A 17,974-nucleotide genomic window follows, 5' to 3' on the forward strand; every position below is an offset into this window, starting at 1 on the left:
AACGCCCATAGCCGTATGATAATAGAAGCCGGATAACCCCGTATAAAAGATTGTTTGTGTCGAGATAGAAAGGTTATGGTACATAAACTATAGTAAAAGTACTATTGTGCAAGCGTTTGCGTACGGATCACCACTTCATCGATGCGGTGGTGATCCATTTTTTTTATTTCGAAGGTTATCTGGTTGAGCATTACTTTTTCACCCGGGGCGGGGATATGTTTCAGCTTATCGATGAGGAGGCCGGCGATAGTGATATCTTCTTTTTCATATTCCCGGAGCCATTCAAAATTCAGCGTTTCGCGGATATAGCTTAGTCGCGTGTAGCCATAGGTAAGCCAGCTTTTATCTTCCTGCTGTACGAGGTAACGCTCTGTGGTATTGAATCCTGGCAGGCTGCCGCCCAGCAGTCCCGAAACAATATCATGATAGGAAATCATTCCTTCACAGGCGCCGTACTCGTTAATCACCACGCCCATATTGGTATTTTCGCGGCGCAGCTGCTGGAAGATATCATACACCGCCTGGTTTACCGACAGGAAAGAAACGGGACTGAGGAACGCTTCCAGTGGCTTATCGGGATACAGGAGGAAGTCTTTTACACCCAGGGCGCCCAGTACTTCCTGTTTGCTGCTGATCACCCGGAAGGTACGGTGTATACTACGTTTAATCGTTTCCGTTATTATTTCCCTGCTCATTTCATTATTTACATAAGTGATCATGCCGGAGGGCGTCATAATGTTTTCGGCTGTGAGGTCGTATGCAGAGAACAGATTTTTATGCAGCGTGAATTCTCCTTTGTCTATCAGTCCCTGTTTATACGCTGCGGTGAGCATGCTCCGCAGATCGTTTTCCGTTAGTTTTTCTTCACGGATCGTATTTACGGAGAAGAGGCCGAGAATGAATTTCGTGCTTGCTGTAAGCAGTTTGATAAAGGGATAGGTAATTTTTGAAAAGAGGATCATCGAGGGGGTGATCAGGTAAGATATTTTTTGGGGATTCAGCAGGGCAAGTGTTTTGGGGATCAGTTCACCGATAACGATGGTGAGATAAGTGATGCTGCTTACGCCCACGATCAACGCCATGAGGTGTGCCATACTTTCGTGCAGGCCCCAGGAAACAAATACCGGCTCCAGCCAGGCTGCCATGAGATCGCCTCCGTATAGTCCTTCCAGTATGCCTACCAGTGTGATGCCTACCTGCACGGCGCTGAGAAATTCATCCGGATCTTTGATCAGGTTTAGTACGTTGAGGGCTTTTTTATTGCCATTGTCTGCCTGTTGCTGGAGGAGGGATTTGTCTACTGAAATTAAACCAATCTCCGCAATGGAGAAGTAAAAGTTGAGTGCAATAAGTACGAGTATGATGAGGATGGAAGTCATAGTTATTTTAACAACAGTTGTAGGGTATTTGTTTATTGGACTGGTTTTCAGGAGAATTGCGGCGGTTGACTGGAAAAATATTTCAGTGAAATTTTGGAAAAATAAAATGGCTGCTTATATTTGCAGCCCTGACACAATATCAGTTGCCCAGATGGCGAAATTGGTAGACGCACTGTGTTCAGGTCGCAGCGCCCGCAAGGGTGTGCTGGTTCGAATCCAGTTCTGGGCACTAAAGTGGACAAATCGATAATTGCTTCGGTTTGTCCATTTTTATTTTCGGGAAAGCCCGCGTCCAGCGCGTATATCAGCTTAACGGCTTCGTTGAGTCGGGCGGTTCGATAATGGCTTCCGTCAAAAACGAGTTTTTCGTGGAAAATCGAACCAATAATTTGCCACGATAGCTTTGTAATCGGAAAAGGCACAGGGTACCATTGTGGTATTACAACAGGAACTAGCCCAGCTGAATAAACTCATCTTTGGCAGCCGTCCGGAGCGGTTTATACCGGCTGGTGTTACAGGGCAGAAAGATTGAGCCCTATACCATCGTTTGTAAAATTGAACCCCGATTTAAATCTCACCGTATCCTGACCGGTAATAGCAATAGCTGTATCACCGAGGTTTTCAAGCTGGAGCAGGCGAAATTTGGTACGTCCCTCTCCTATATTATGCAGAATACCGGGTATGTACTTTATAGTGTTCTCAATAATAAGTTCCGCGTTATGAACTTTAACGCTATCCCTTTTAATCTAAAAACTGGACTGGGGAAAGGCAGGCAACACAAAAAAACACTTAACAAACATGTAGTTAAATAATTCATGGCAAGGGTAATTAGGGTTGATCTGAACTTCGAATATAATTAATTACATGAAAGTGTTATTGTTTTTTGTACCCCTAGCCTGTACCTTAGTTTTATGAAAACAGTCACCCAAATAAGTTAATCCAACAAGGTTTTTTTTTATACAATGTCATGTACCTTACCTATATAAGATAGTGGACGTTCTGCATATTCGTGATTTTTTTAGTGCCTATATCTCCTGTATCTTATCCCCGGATAAATCCCTTGATATTGTATGATACTATTAAGATATCTTGTTGAATAGCAATTGCAGTTTTATACCCTTATTCCAGGTCCTAGTATCTATGATTTATATGTTTAAGTTCTATGTTATTGGTATTTTTCGTTCGGTCAAGCTGCTGATCCAGAAATCCGACAGAGGGTACAGAATGCTAAAAGAGGTACGAACAGCTACGTGATTCAAATATCCCTAAAAATACCTAATAATGAAAAAGCAATTTTTCAAGAAACTTCGAGTGTTACTAACACTCGCCTTGTTAACCATAACTCCTCTGGCTCTTGGCCAATCAACATTCAGAGTTAAGCAAGATACTGTCATGGTTGTTGGTGCTGAGCTCCAGGTAAAAAATGCCTCCAAAAATGTACAGGGCTTTCTGTATAACCAGGGCGATGGAAATACAGTATTCAAAAAGCTTTCCCTGGAAAATATAGGAGACAGTGCTATCGCTATTGCCGGACAGGATACTATACCAGTAAGGTTCTCCGGCGGTGGAGGTGTTGGTGTGCCACCTGTTTCGCTGGCTGCTATGTCTATTGATGCCAACAGTGTGCAGCTGAAATGGTGGCAGTCAGACAGGGAGCTGTATCAGTCGCCGAAGATAGCCCTGATCGGAGACAGCCAGGGGGCGGGGAGTTATGCCAGTACACCGGCCAACTCCATTGCCGGAAAGCTGCAGGCTTATATTTATGCAGTATCTTCCAATGCACGGCTGACGAACTATTGTAAAGATGGATATAATTCCCGCAATCTGGCGCCTACAGGCAGCAATAGCTTTGTAGACTCGACGACAAACGTCACGAAGGCAATTGCTGATGGGAATAATATTATTATCCTCATTAATACCAGTAACGACTATGCATCCCAGGCCAGTGGCGGTGAGATGTCTACAGAAGAGGCGCTCTCTAATACCTTGCTGATAGATGAAGCCTGCAAAAAAGCTGGTGTACAGTTGTTGGTAATGAGCAGTATTCCCCGTACGGCTTTCGGTGCTTCACAGCGCCTTAAACTGAGAGAAACTGCAGATAACCTGCGTAAAACTTTCGGAGCCAGATGCATCTATGCTTATCACCTCCTGGAAGACCCTTCTAATCCCGATCTATTAAAACCTTCGTTGCAGTTCGGCGATAATATCCATTTGAATGACCAGGGGTACCTGGTAATGTTTAATGCAATGAGGAATGCACTCGCCAGCTATTTTACTTCCAATACCGATGTTGTTAAGTACATTGTACAACGGAGCGCTTATATAAACGGCCCCTATAATGATTTTAAAACTATTACATCACCTTCTGAAAACACACTTGTTGTCAGCCCTGATAGCAGTTTTTACCGAATGCGGATCTATTTCCGGGACGGGTATTTTTCCAACTGGAGTAATGTCGTCAAAGCTGTAGTTGATGATAATATCCCAGGGGGGCCAGGAGGGGATGGAATAACTGTCAATGCAGGTTTAGATCAATATTTAAATGAAAATGTTAGTACTACCAACTTTTATGGAAACGTAACAATCAACAATCCTTCTCTTTCAGTTGCTTCCTATCAATGGTCAGTTATTTCTAATATAACTGGTGTTACATTTTCAAACGCAAACGGTATAAATACAGGAGTTACAGGAATTCCTGTTGCTGCCAGGGCTACATATCGTTTGACTGTCACTGATAATCATGGTTCAACTTACACTGATGATATTGATGTATCAGTTGCCAGACCATCGGAGATGTTTAGTTCAGGAGGTTATTTAGACAACAAATATGATTCTAATAACCCAAATTTGAAAACATGGGTTTACTTGCCACAAGGTTATGATTCATTAAAACCAGGTGGTTACCCTTTAATAATATTCCTGCATGGAGTTGGAGTTAATGGCGTTGAGAATAACGATGATATCAATCAATTATTACTGGAAGCTGAAGGATTACCATACTTTTTGCATAATAAGTTGTTTCCTATGCAGTGTGTTGTTGTTTGCCCTCAATTGCATGATGAACTTTGGACTTTAGCAACCGCACAAAAAGCACTTAATTATGCTGTTAATGGATATGCAATTGATTCAAATAGAGTATATGTAACTGGTTTGTCTTCTGGCGGCGCAGGCACAACTAACGTTGCTTTAGGTAATCCAAATCTGTTAGCTGGTGGTATCGCTTCCAATACAACTTTTAATGATGTAGCACTTACAGGGAATGGAGATATAGTAAAAGATATACCATTTTTGTTTGTCCATTCTTATAACGATACAAGAGTTCCGTTCACTTCTCAATATTCAACCTTAGATGATGTTAATAGCATCAATGCTGCCAATCCAAAAGGTATATACCCTCCATTAACGTTAATAGCCTGGAATAGTGAACATGATAAGGGTACATGGAATAATTATGTTTATGATAAAAGAATTGCCCCATTTGATTTTGAAACTGACTTTTTACTTTTTCACAGCAAAAATTTGACAACTACCTGTAATAATTATGTTACAAAAGCAGAAGAAAAATTAAAGTTTTATGATTGGTCCAGAGCAAAATTAATTGTGGATAAATTGAATAATGGAACTGATAAAATGGATTTTACAAACCGATTGAATACAGTTTTGGATAGTATGACAACTGCTAAAGATCGTAAATATTATATGTTGAATCTTGGCAGTAATTCAACTTTTAACTTATATACTATCAACAACGTTACTTCAGCGGCTAACAATACAATGGTATCAAATTTGAAAGACATTAAAAATGGTACAAGTACAAAAGGTTTTACAGTAGTTAGCAACCCTGAAGGAATTACAACTGATGGACTTAATCATAATTACATGGGTATGAGTGCGGATATGTTCAAAACAGCATTCAAATACTCAAATGTTAATCCAGCGCAATGGAAGTTAACTGGACTGGATTTAAACAAATATTATGATGTAATTATATACAACTCTAATACTTCAGGAGCTTTATTTAATTCAAATAATAAAACTGGTACCAGGTCAGAATTGAACGGCAGTATCGCTCAAAGTAGATTGGAGGGTTTTAACACAATGTTTACAACTGACCATTATAATGTTAAACCGAATGCATCTGGAGAGATAGTTATGAATATGTCCGCTTTGGCTAATTTTCAATTCAATCAGAACATATCCTATTATGGTCAAACCGTTGCAATATTATTGATTGAAAAAACAACAACGGCTAATCCAAGAACCAATTTCGGCAAATTTAATTTCGCTAGCACAACCGCTGCTTCTCATCCTGACTGGGCAACTTTAACAGGCGACCCAACAACATCAATTCAAACAGCAACAGACCCTGTATCAGGTTGGTCAATCAATACTGTTAGTACTGATCCAACTCATTGGGCAAAGTATAGTGGTAATTATGGGAATGACAATGAAGCTCCTGCTAACATTTATACCGATATTTTTCCAGCAGTTGTTTCTAAAAGTGCGAGGTTAAATTATGCTTTGAATTTTAATCCAGCTACACAAAACTATAACTGTGAAGTAATTGGTATACCTGGAATGGGCTTACCTGCAGGCACTTACAATTTGAAGATACTTTCAAGTACTACAGCTGATTTTGCACCATCGAAAATTTGGGTAAAAATGGGTAGCAGTAATGGAGTATGTGATAATACAATTGCAGGTAAGGATAATGTTAACAACTATCTTTCTTATACAGGTTATTTAAAAGATGGAGAAACTATAAAAATTGGTTGCTATATGCCGGATGTTTGGGGTTTGTGTTTTATGAATGCAGTGATCGTTGAGAAAGTAGATTAATGTACTAATGAGGAACTTTTTGTAAAGACGTTATCTCATAAACTGTGTCCCTGGTAGAAAATGTAACACCAGATGCAAACGGGAATATCAACATTGCGGTGTATCAGTCGGCTAATTCTGCTACATATGGCTCTTTTTCATTTCTGAACGCATTGATAATACAAGAAAATTAATCCGCAGCAGGGTTGCTTCCCCGGATAGTGCCCCTGCTGCTTCCCAGATAGATAATCCCTATACCATGAAAATTTTTATATGGCAAAAGTTATAGCGGCGTGGTGTACCTGTGTGCTACTTTCCGTCACCGTTCATGCTCAAACGGCAAAAGTAAATGCCCCCGTTAAGCAACTTGAGGAAGAGGCCAAAAAAGCTGGGCTGCCTATGGGTAATCCTATGTTGCAGATGATGCTGGCAGACTCGCTGAACAAAAGGTCGGCCATGGCCCAGGCTAAAGCATATCTCCGGCAAAATCTTCCGGCTGTTCCGGATGTAGGCGCCGGCAAATATCTGCAGGAATCCGCCCGGCAGGAATTCTTTCAGTTTATCAGTAAGTCAGCCGGTAAACAGCAGCTCACGCAGTTGCAGCAGGCCATGAGTACCATCAAAGACACTGCCCGTATCCGTCAATACATCGCGGATAAACTGCGGGGCTTCTATGCCTTACGGGATGAAACGGGCGTGAATAAGCTGTTAAATGCCGGTGCGTATAGTAACAGTCTTAAAGAAGCCAGTGCCGGTGCTTTCGCAGAAAATACGCCGGGCGTGCCTATACTGGGTACCAGCGTTACAATAGAGGATCAGCTGATGATAAAGAATATACCCGTTAACGTGGGGTATTCAAATATTTCAGGACAAAGTACCTGGAACAATCCTTTTGCGGATCAGTCGCTCGTAAAGTTTTCATTTGATAAAGACGCTTATGTAAAACGCCTCAACAGCATAGTAGAAAAGAAATATGATCTCAAGAAATACTTTCTGAAAGACATTGATGTCAAAAGCGCGGTAAAATCCTTTGCCAGCAGCCGGTTGGAAGCGCTCCGGCAAAAACTCACGGGGCTTGGAGAAAAGCAGTCTGCCGCCTTCGGCCAATTGCTCAACAGCGATCATATCATCCAGCTGGATTCGTTGCAACTACGGAATGAGTTAATGAACAATAGAGCCCTGGGCATTACAGCGGAAGACCTTGAGCCGGTTGTTGCGGCATTGCAGGATAGTATCTTACTGGCACATCCGGTGGCCGACAGCAGCCTCAATGGACAGTTGGAACACTTCCGTACAGCCAGTGCAGCCAGAAAATATATGGCGGGCGTTTTTGCGCTGAAGAAAGAAGTAGGAGAAGGCCTGCTGGCTAAATCCATTATCTCAGACGAGCGGGTGGCCGGAGGAAAAATCAACAGGCAACTGGAAGAGGAGAGCAACAAAATCAGGAACATTAAAGAACTGTTGCCATTGAGCGGTCTGCAACGCCTGTTATTAAGTGTCAAACAACTCGACATCGGTAACATTGCGGCTTCCGGAAGTAAAGGAGGGGTACAGGACCTGTTTATGTCCGGTATACAAACCAGTTTTCTGAACAACAATAAATTCCTGATGCTGGGCGCCGGAAAGCGTATCGACGGCGGAACAATAAAAGACCTTGCTTTTAATTCGTCGCTTGATCCGGGTGCTTACAGCATGCAGTTCCTGCAAATGGGCGCCGGTGATATTACGCAGCCACACAGCCATGTAGGGATCGTGAACGCCAATACCAAAAGTGATTCCCGTCGCCAGTATACTACCCTGAATTTACCTAGAAATACTTTTGTAGGCGCTTTTTCGGAAGATATCAGCCTGGGTAGTTATGGCCGTATCGCCGCGCAATTATCAAAGTCCAATAACCAGTTTAAGAATTCGGCAGTAGGCAATGACCCGATGCTGGCCAGTAAGGCTGCTGCATTATCGCTGTTCAACGATTTCTGGGAAACCTTGTCTGTGGGGCTCGACTACAACGGGCAGGTAAGTGAGTGGAATATGAACCAGCGTGCCTATGTCAGCTATTCTGGCCTGGGATATAATAACCCGGCTTCTCCCGGAGCAGGAAGAGGAACGATTCGTTACGGATTAAAACTGAAAAGAAACTGGTATAAAAATAAACTGGTGCTGGGAGTAAGATCTGATTTCCAGGATATCAGTTCTTCGGCATTGACTTCCAGTAAATGGAAAAACAGGCAGTTTGCTATTGATGGCCGCTGGAAACTGAATAAGAAGATCGCCTTTGATGCGCGTTTTAATCAGTCGGCCATGAAAAGCACCGGTGAAAAGGCCGCATCCTTTCAGTATATGACCCGGCAATTATCGCTCGCTTCACAGGTACAGGGAAAAATGGCCGCGCTTCCATACAACAGCAATATTATGATGGGATATCAGCAGATCGATATTTTGCCACAACACAGCACCTTACTGAATATTAATATTAACCACAACCTTTTGATCAGCTCATATGTCCTTTCGTTAAACCTGTTTTACAATAAAGATATTAAGGGCGAGGCCGTGTATGCCAACCTCCTTACGGTGGAAATGGGATGGACCTACCAGGTGTTGAAGAAAATAAGCTGTAGCAGCGGCATTACCTACCTGGATAATAAGGCGGTGGTACAGCAACTGGGCCTCAGGCAAACAGCGGGCGCCAGTGTACTGCCCAGGTTAAATGTGAATATGTATGTTGACTGCCGTAAAAACCTGTTGAATACGCCACAGAACTATCTGTTCGGCAACTTCAGAAGTGAACTGGCTATTTCTTACCAATTGAATTAAGTACCTATGTTAAAGTTTTATCAGGGAGTGATTTTTTTGATGCTGTTTTGTACTGTTCAACTCCGTGCCCAGGTATCCTTTGTTTTTATCCCGGAACTGCATGGCCGCACATTGGATGGCCTGTTGCAGGTGAAGCTGGCGAATACCGGCAGCCAGTCGCAACTGGTAAGTCTTACCGTAAAAGTATCTGCTGCCGGTGCCGGCAATATTGTCAGTATAAAAACACCGGCCTTTCAGTTAATGCCCGGCACCAACTCCTTACCGGGTGGATTGATTGCCAGATCCGCCATCCGCTTTGCAGAAAATAAGGTGGCCACTATCTGTCGCCAGTCCGGCTACTTTACGGAAGGGGATTACGAATATTGTTTTGAATTGAATGCCGGTGATCAGTCGCACCAGGGCGAAACCCTGGGCGACCAGTGCTTCGATTATTATCTCCAGCCGTTTTCTCCCTTGCTGCTATTGAACCCGGCAGAAGAAGACAAGATCTGTAACAAGCGCCCCCCCTTTTTCTGGCAACCATTATTGCCGGCTGTTCCGGGTGTGCAATACCGGCTCGTACTCACGGAAGTGAAACCCGGACAGGCAAAGGTAGAAGCACTTAATTACAATATGCCTTTGATTAACCAGCTGGGCATTAGTGCTCCCATGCTTTTCTATCCTTCTCTGGCAAAAGATCTTGTGCAGGGAAAAACTTACGTGTGGCAGGTAAGCGCCTACAAAAATGATATGCTGCTGGTGAACTCCGAGATATGGGATTTTACTATGTTCTGCGAAGAGGAAACCGCGGCAGAAGTACCGGAAAGCTTCAGGGATATCACAGATCTGACAAAAGGTAATTTTTATGTGGCCCGCGGAAAAGTGCTATTTGCGGTAGAAAATGTGTACGACAAAGCCCCGCTGAATTATAAGATCCGTTGTATCACCAGGCCCGAACTGGAAATGCGTAAACTACCGGCGATCAAACTGAATCGGGGAAATAACCATGTGGTCATACCCCTGGCAGAGAACAGGTCATTCGTGGATGGCTACTATTACCTGCTGGAGTTGAAGCTGCCCAACGGTGAAGAAAAACAATTAAGATTTCTTTATAAAAGTGAAACGGAATAGCGATGAAATACTTAATAATATCCGTGATGATAGGGTTGTTAATGTCTGCCTGTCATTCAGGAAAGAAAGAAATAAAAGCTTTTTATGCCAACAATGGCCGGGCGCTGGTTCAGGAACAGGATGCAGGAGGTATCGGGGTAAGGGCCAGTTACCTGCCGGTGCAGTGGGAACGGATGCTGGGAAGGGGAAATCCGGATGCAGCGGGGGAAATGACATTTAAGTTAAACGTTGCCCTGCCAGCTTCCTCCCGGGAAGACAACCGGAAAATGCAGGCGGTAAGCGTGGATACCCTGTTCTGGCTGGTAGTAGGAAGTGATACACTGGCGGCACAGTTTACACAGCGAATTCCGAATGGAAGTACCTCTTCAGCAGAATACCTGACCACTTTCAAAAGGGCCGTACCGGCAGGAACAGCCGTATTGTATTTCGTGATGAATGATTGGATGTATACGCATCATAAGTTGGTGTTTCCCTTTCAGGTAACACATATCAATAGTATTGACTCATTAAGCAGCAGGTTATGATTCCAGGAAACATAATATTCAGAAAGTCCATTGCAGTTTTTTTTCTAGGCTTGCTTGCCTTCCAGATATTGTTACCCTGTGCTGCATGGGCACTTACAACCGGTCCTTCTCAACCGGAAAGCAAACAGTTTGCGGAAGCAGGCACCAGTGAAACGGTCGACATGTTTACCGGTGCGTTTAAATACAATATTCCAATAATGGATATTGATGGTTATCCCATCAATTTAAATTACCAGTCCGGTGTAGGAATGGATGATGAGGCCAGCTGGGTAGGACTGGGCTGGAATCTCAATGTGGGCGCCATTAACCGGAGCCTGAGAGGTATTCCGGATGATATGAACGGAGATAAGGTAATCACGGAACATTATACGGCGCCTAAAACAACAACCGGTGGCCGGGGAACTGTTAAAGCGGAGTTCTTTGGCGGGGCGAAACTGATTGGCCTTAAAGGCTCTTTGTCGCTCGGTATCTTCAGTGATACATATACCGGTATAGGAGCGGAGTTCGGCATAAATGCCGGTATCTCTCTTACACGCGGGAGTGGTACCTTAACACCCGGACTGGGCGTGGGCCTGATGTCCAATACCAGTAACGGTGTGGATGTATCGCCTAATATCACGCTGGCTTTATATGATAAGTCGAATGAGAATAAGACCACGAACGTAGGGCTGTCGGCCAATCTTGGTTATAACACCCGCCAGGGGCTGAAAAGCCTCACACTGAACGGGTCTTTCGGTGTAACCACGAGAGACCGGGATAATCAACCGGGTTCCTCCAGTTTTGATGTAGGCGGCATCGGATTCACTTATAACACACCACCTTTTTATCCGCATATCGGGGTGCCCTATAGGTCTACCAACCGTAGCTACAGTATAGATGTAGGACCATCCGGCGCCGGTGCTTTTGCGGGCATAGGACTTACCGGCTACCGGTATAAACGCGAAATACTGAACAGGATTAATACTAATCCGGCATACGGATACCTGTATGCTAACCAGGGTAAAGATGTGCCCAACGCAGTAATGGATTTCATGCGGGAGAAAGATAATGTGGTGATTCCCAACATGCCAAACATTGCGATTCCTATCGCTACGGCCGATATTTTTTCCTATTCCAGCCAGCTGGGAAGCGGGCAATTCCGCCTGCATCGCGGCGGTTCAGGCGTGGTGTTTGACCCTGCTGTCAATGACGCGAATAACACCACTACCCTTGGAGTAGATCTGGGTTTTGGATTATACTTTCATGGTGGGGTCACGTTTTATAAGCAGGATGTATCCAACAAAACCGGGAAGTGGACATACGATAACCGATTCAATGGAGTAGCTGATTATAAGAACATCGATAATACCCTCGAAGAGCATGCCTATTTTAAGCAGATGGATGAGAAGAATGTGGGGAGCAATGAATATGAGACATTGATCAAAGGCGAAGACGTAGTGCATGTGTCTTTGGATGGACCCGGCAGCAAAAGTGAACTGAAAGACGGATATAATAATACTTATCCCATATACACATCCAACCCGCTGACAAAGAAAGCAAGACAGGTAAGACGTAATGCCATTTCCTATCTCACCGCCTCAGAAACCTACAAGGGTGGCGTGATAAGAATGAAAGAAGATTACCGGGAGAATAAAGTAACTGGTTTTACACCCGCGCTACCTTCCGCAGTAACAGAGTCAAGATATGGTACCCATCTTTCTGAATTTACGGTCACAGGAGACGACGGAAAAAGAATGGTATACAGCCTGCCCGTTTATAACAAGGTACAGGAGGAGTATTCTTTTGCCACAGATCCGAATGCAGCGAAGGAGGAGGACAGAAACCTCGTAGGATTTTCGCTGAAACCCGATGGAGGAATTCAGCACAATTACGGCATTGATAAATATTTTCATAAGGAAACGCAGCCTGCATATGCATCGGCTTTCCTGTTGTCTGCGATATTGTCGCCCGATTATGTAGATGTAACAGGCGACGGTATTTCAGATGATGACATGGGTACTGCCATTAAATTTAACTATACAAAGGTAAACGGTAATTACAAGTGGCGCTCTCCGATGAAGCCGAATAGGGCGCTGTATAACAAAGCATTGAATGCTGATCCGGATGATGATAAAAGTAGCATCGTATATGGGGAGAAGGAAATATGGTTTTTAAACTCCATCGAAACAAAAAACAAGGTCATGTTTTTCCTGTTGGACAGCAGGAATGATGCGTTAGGTGTTACCGGTATCACCGGCGCTATAGACAATACCGCCAATGGCAGACAGCGTTGTTTGAAGGAAGTCCGCCTGTATTCGAAGAAAGATCTTACGACACCCATAAAAACAGCGGTATTCAACTATGAATACACGCTCTGTCAGAAAGTACCCAACCAGGCTGTTGCCGATAGTGGTAAACTTACCTTAACGGGTTTGCACTTTACCTATGGCGCTTCTACCAAAGGGAAACATTTTCCCTATACTTTCAAATATACGGGCAAGAATCCCAATTATGAATATCTCTCTACCGACAGGTGGGGTAATTATAAAGCGGCCAAATCCGGTTTGAATAATTTAAATAATGACCGCTTCCCTTATAGTACACAAGATAAGGCGATCGCTGATCAGAATGCCAGTGCCTGGAATTTGACGTATATCAGTTTGCCAACCGGCGGAGAAATTAACGTAGACTATGAATCCGGCGACTACGCTTATGTACAGGATAAACCGGCGATGCAGATGGTGGAACTGACCCAGTTGGTAGATAAAGACGGTAACCAGGCCCCGGACTTCTTTTCTGCCCGCGGTTTCATGATCAATATTAAAGAAAGCCTGAAGGGAGCGTCCGCGGAAGAGAAGAAAAATGATTTTATCATGCGTTACCTGAATGGTGAAAGGGATTTTTACGCTAAGCTATTTGTGAATCTGACGGATAAACCCGACAATGGTACTGCTGAAAGTAGTTGCGATTATGTTCCCTGTTATGGAAAGGTGATAGATGTGATAGAAAAAGCCGGTGGAAATGTAGCGGTTATATTCGAAACCATGGGCGAAGGAAATGTGACTTCGAATCCCTTCATTTTTGCCGCCTGGCAGAAAATGAGATTAGAGTATCCCAAGTATGCTTATCCTGGCTACAAGAACAGGATATCCGACGATATGCCTATACAGGCAGCATTAGGCGCCCTTGTGAACTCCATCAGTAATCTCAGTGAAATTACAGGTAACTTCTATAAAAGAGCGGAGCGGAAAAGATTTGCCCGCAATGTGGATCTGAAAAAGAGTTTTGGACGTATTGCAAAAGTGGATGGAATGAAACTGGGCGGTGCTGCCCGGGTGAAGCGTGTCAGAATATCAGATATCTGGAACACGATCAGTGGTGAGCCTTTAACAGGTGCTACCTACGGTCAGGAATATACGTATACCACTACCTGGAATGGAAAAACAATCAGCAGTGGTGTGGCCAGCTATGAGCCGGGAGTAGGTGGTGATGAAAATCCCCTGCGTTTACCGGTACCTTATACCGAAGATGTAAAGGGGGGGCTCAATAACTATTACTACCTGGAGAAACCCTTTGGAGAAACCTTATTCCCATCACCGGTAGTGGGTTATAGCAAAGTGGTGGTAAAAAATCTGAATGCCGAAGGCGTGGTGGAAGTCGCTCCTAAAACGGGATGGGTACAGCATGAGTTCTATACCTCAAAGGATTTTCCGGTACAGGTGAGCTATGATCAAAGTCCGGATGCATATAATTATGACTCCAAAGGCTGGTTTAGTTTTATTGGTTCCAATGTAGCACATGAACTGGTGTTATCCCAGGGGTATGTAGTGAAACTGAACGACATGCATGGCAAGCCCAAAGCGGAAAGAGTATTTAACCAGTCGGGGGCAGAGATTGCCAGCACAAGTTATTACTTCAATGCAAAGCCACTGGGGGTAGGCACGCAAACGCTCGTGAATAACGTGGATGTAGTGAACGAAAAAGGAGAGATTACGCAGAACCAGGTTATAGGTAGAGAGATAGAAATGATAGTGGACATGCGGGAAGAAGAAACCAGTAACACAGGCCGGACCATCCGCGCGGGTTTTGATATGATACCCGGCTTCCCGATACCGTGGGTGATCCCACACTGGCCGATGAGTCAGAACGATGAGTATCGGTTGTTCCGTTCTGCATCGGTATTAAAAACCGTGCAATATTCCGGGGTACTGGACAGGGTAGTGAAAACTATCAATGGATCTACCGTTACAACTAAAAATACTTTATATGATGCCGTTACCGGCGATCCGGTAGTCACCACCACCAATAACGAGTTTGATGATCCCGTATATCAGGTAAATATGCCGGCATACTGGATGAATAGCGGCATGTCTGGCGCTTATAAAAATAACAATGCCCTTATCCGGAATTTCGAGACAGATTTCAAAGGGAAAATTCCATCTACGCTTACCAGCTTTGTGACTACAGGAGATGAATTGATTGATCTGAAGCAGGATTCAATTTACTGGGTGGTAAAAACACTGACTAAGGGAGACCAGCATCCGTCCTATAAGCTTATCAAGAAGGACGGGAATGTGGCGAAGAATTTTAAAAGCGACGTAAAGTTGGCCCGCTCCGGATACCGGAACCAACTGACTGCCCCCGGAGCTTCCGTGGTGTGTTTGAAAAACCCGGTGCAAAATGGAGCTTTCCGCTTTACAACAGATACAAACGATGAACTGGCTTCCCTGGGTGTGCTGGATGCCAATGTAACATTGTACGATCAGTCCTGGGGCGCCCGTCTTGAAATGAAGGGCATTGAACCTGGGTATGACTATGAGCGCCCGGACAGGGGCGTGTATATCAGAAACCCCAATGCAAGCGACCGCATGTGGCCCTATTATGCACAGTACAAAGATAGCGAGGATGGGAATGACGGAACGAGCTTTTACGATCAGAATGGTGCGGAATATGGTAACAGAAAAGGTTATTTCTGGGGCGGGAATGGTAACGCCGGAAGATTAACGGCCATTGGGATGTATCCCCGGTATAAGAATTCAAATGGTAATGATTTGTGGTATTCTTACAACACTGATATAACACTGGAACCAGCCGCCAGCTATTCTCTGGGTTTGGGTGGTAATGATGAGGTGTATGTATATATCGATGGTGCGGAAGTGAGAAAGCTCACGGAAGAGAAGCTAAGCAATCATAGAAAATGGCATGTTTTTGAATTAACGAACCTGCTTCCTGGTAAACATAATTTCCGGGTCATGGGTCGTAATTCCAAGGGTCAGGAAGCCGGTTTTGCTGCGGAGATCTATAATAAATCGGCTTATGAATTATATAGCACCGGTAATTATACAAATATTATCGCTTATTCATCAGAAGATCTGATACGTTATCCCGCCGATGTAGAGGAACTTCAGGGGGCGTTAAGTACGCTGATAAGTAAAGAGGATTATACCACACCTATCATTTTCCAGATGAATCCTTTCTTGTATGGATTCCTCGGAAACTGGCGCCCAATAGAGCAGAAAGCTTTCCTGGTGAACAGGACCGGGCAACAACTGTCTGTCCCTGACATCAGGAAGGGTGGGGCTTATCAGAACTTTACTCCTTACTGGTATTTCTCAGTGACCGATAATTTGTGGAAGCCCACTTATGTAAATAATGAAAAATGGGTCAGCACTGGTACTATCACTCTTTTTGACGCCCAGGGAAATGGCCTGGAATCAAAAGATCCATTGGGAATTTTCAAAAGCGCACTGTTTAGTTTTAATAATACACTTACTGCTGCAGTGGCTTCCAATGCGATGCAGCGGGAAATATTTTACGATGGATTTGAGGATTATGCATATCGGGTGAAGGCTATTCCGGAAAATAGTAATCCGAAAGATAGCTTCAACATGTTCGTGATGATCCGCGACAAGGGACAGTATACAGACTGGCTGGATAACAAGATTGCTCACACCGGTAAATACAGCCTGAAACTAAACAGCCCACTGGTATTATACACGCGTCCGCATGAAAATGTACACCATACCGTGCCTTATCTGGATTTTTCTGATCTGGGAGAATATATGCGTACCACCAGGCCTTATGTTTACCCGATGGGATTTGCTCCAAAGCCGGGTTCAGAATACATTTTTTCTGCCTGGGTAAAAGATGCACAACCTGCTGGTAGTACCTCCGATCTGAAAGTGAGTATTAATGACGTTGACCGGCCCCTCACAGTAAAAGCTTCGGTAGAAGGATGGAAGCTGGTAGAGCTCAGATTTTATGCGGGTCCAGCCGCATCTTCTACTGCCCTAACCCTGTCTGCAGGCAGCGCTACTAGGATAGACGACATACGTATTTTACCTGTTGCCGGCAATATTAAAACGTTTGCTTATGATCCTCAAAACCAGCGACTCATGGCGCAATTGGATGAAAATAACCTGGCCACGCTGTATGAGTATGATGATGAAGGTACCCTGATCAGGTTAAAGAAGGAAACAGACCGGGGAATCATGACGATTAAAGAAAACCGCTCTTCCTACAGGGCGAAAAATTAACCGCTTTAATATTGAAAGATGAAGAAGTATCATATAAGTGGAAAGTTTATCATTTTATTCGTGTCGGCAGTAATGGTGGTTGGATTGGCCATAGGCGGCCGGCCTTTGCTGAGCAGCTGGTGGCCTCCCGTGAAAGAACAGGCAGTAGTAGCGGAAGAAGCAACCCATTTTCAACGGGAGGATGCTGCGTTGCTCGGACAGATCATTGCTATTTATAGGCGTGTCGATACGTTGTCTGTGATTGATATGGGAGGCAGTATCCGGATTAGTGATCCGGCGGAGCCGACAGAAAATGTCAATGCCACATTTAATTATTGCAGGAGAAATGCAGAAATGTATTATCAGCTGGGCGATAATGAAATGATCCAGCTGAAAGACGTGTGTATTTCGGCTAACCGGGGAATTGAGAAACTATTTGTTTCACCTCCCAAAGAGGTAGTGGCGGCTCCCCAGTTACCGGTGGATAGTATCATTGCACTCTGGGAGAGCGATAGCTATGCTATCAATGCCACGCACACCGATAATTTAACAACCGTGCAACTGCTTTGTGAACGCCATGTTACCTGTAAGGAGTTGAAAATTACCTATGACCGTAGTGCCGGGAAATTGAACAGCATTTATATGCGTTTAACCAACCTGGAAGATCCGCTGAACAGGAAGATGGACAGGGAGATCACCACGGTTTTCAATAAATGGAATGAGGTGATTACAGATGGCCGCCGGCTTAGTTTGTCTACCTACCTGCAGAAGGAAGGAGAGGGCTGGAAACCTGCTGCTGCCTATAGTAATTTCAGATTGATATCAACGCTTTAAGTGT

7 protein-coding genes and 1 tRNA gene are annotated in these 17,974 nt (G+C 44.1%); 7 read left to right on the top strand and 1 reads right to left on the bottom strand.

Going from position 1 to position 17,974, the window contains the following annotated elements; all coding sequences use genetic code 11:
- Positions 1-101 precede the first annotated feature (101 nt).
- Complete coding sequence (locus ACMXI2_RS11095) at positions 102-1,379, bottom strand: hemolysin family protein (RefSeq protein ID WP_483781660.1); 1,278 nt, start codon at positions 1,377-1,379, stop codon at positions 102-104.
- Positions 1,380-1,524: 145 nt separating this feature from the next.
- Here ACMXI2_RS11095 and ACMXI2_RS11100 point away from each other — a divergent pair.
- The 7 genes from ACMXI2_RS11100 to ACMXI2_RS11130 all read left to right on the top strand — a co-directional run bounded on the left by ACMXI2_RS11100 (position 1,525) and on the right by ACMXI2_RS11130 (position 17,970).
- Positions 1,525-1,608: transfer RNA gene (locus tag ACMXI2_RS11100), tRNA-Leu, on the top strand.
- A 1,052-nt stretch (positions 1,609-2,660) separates the two neighbouring features.
- Positions 2,661-6,218: a PKD domain-containing protein gene (locus ACMXI2_RS11105; protein ID WP_483781661.1), complete on the top strand. Its 3,558-nt coding sequence runs from the start codon at positions 2,661-2,663 to the stop codon at positions 6,216-6,218.
- A 252-nt stretch (positions 6,219-6,470) separates the two neighbouring features.
- Complete coding sequence (locus ACMXI2_RS11110) at positions 6,471-9,008, top strand: TonB-dependent receptor (RefSeq protein WP_483781662.1); 2,538 nt, start codon at positions 6,471-6,473, stop codon at positions 9,006-9,008.
- Positions 9,009-9,014: 6 nt separating this feature from the next.
- A complete protein-coding gene (locus ACMXI2_RS11115) occupies positions 9,015-10,118 on the top strand; it encodes a hypothetical protein (protein WP_483781663.1) in 1,104 nt (367 codons plus the stop codon).
- A 2-nt stretch (positions 10,119-10,120) separates the two neighbouring features.
- A complete protein-coding gene (locus ACMXI2_RS11120) occupies positions 10,121-10,642 on the top strand; it encodes a hypothetical protein (RefSeq protein ID WP_483781664.1) in 522 nt (173 codons plus the stop codon).
- The gene (locus ACMXI2_RS11125) at positions 10,639-17,157 is read left to right on the top strand and encodes a hypothetical protein (protein WP_483781665.1); all 6,519 of its coding nucleotides are present in this window, start codon (positions 10,639-10,641) and stop codon (positions 17,155-17,157) included. Before ACMXI2_RS11120 ends, ACMXI2_RS11125 begins: the two co-directional genes overlap by 4 nt.
- 18 nt (positions 17,158-17,175) lie before the next feature.
- Positions 17,176-17,970: a hypothetical protein gene (locus ACMXI2_RS11130; RefSeq protein WP_483781666.1), complete on the top strand. Its 795-nt coding sequence runs from the start codon at positions 17,176-17,178 to the stop codon at positions 17,968-17,970.
- Positions 17,971-17,974 lie beyond the last annotated feature (4 nt).

It is taken from the genome of Chitinophaga sp. G7 BAM 1005 (assembly GCF_057126945.1).

Bases quoted from the DNA above. Each gene is read 5' to 3' on its own strand.
- ACMXI2_RS11130 (WP_483781666.1), top strand. From the start codon at position 17,176: ATGAAGAAGTATCATATAAGTGGAAAGTTTATCATTTTATTCGTGTCG.
- ACMXI2_RS11125 (WP_483781665.1), top strand. From the start codon at position 10,639: ATGATTCCAGGAAACATAATATTCAGAAAGTCCATTGCAGTTTTTTTT.
- ACMXI2_RS11105 (WP_483781661.1), top strand. From the start codon at position 2,661: ATGAAAAAGCAATTTTTCAAGAAACTTCGAGTGTTACTAACACTCGCC.
- ACMXI2_RS11115 (WP_483781663.1), top strand. From the start codon at position 9,015: ATGTTAAAGTTTTATCAGGGAGTGATTTTTTTGATGCTGTTTTGTACT.
- ACMXI2_RS11095 (WP_483781660.1), bottom strand. From the start codon at position 1,379: ATGACTTCCATCCTCATCATACTCGTACTTATTGCACTCAACTTTTAC.
- ACMXI2_RS11120 (WP_483781664.1), top strand. From the start codon at position 10,121: ATGAAATACTTAATAATATCCGTGATGATAGGGTTGTTAATGTCTGCC.
- ACMXI2_RS11110 (WP_483781662.1), top strand. From the start codon at position 6,471: ATGGCAAAAGTTATAGCGGCGTGGTGTACCTGTGTGCTACTTTCCGTC.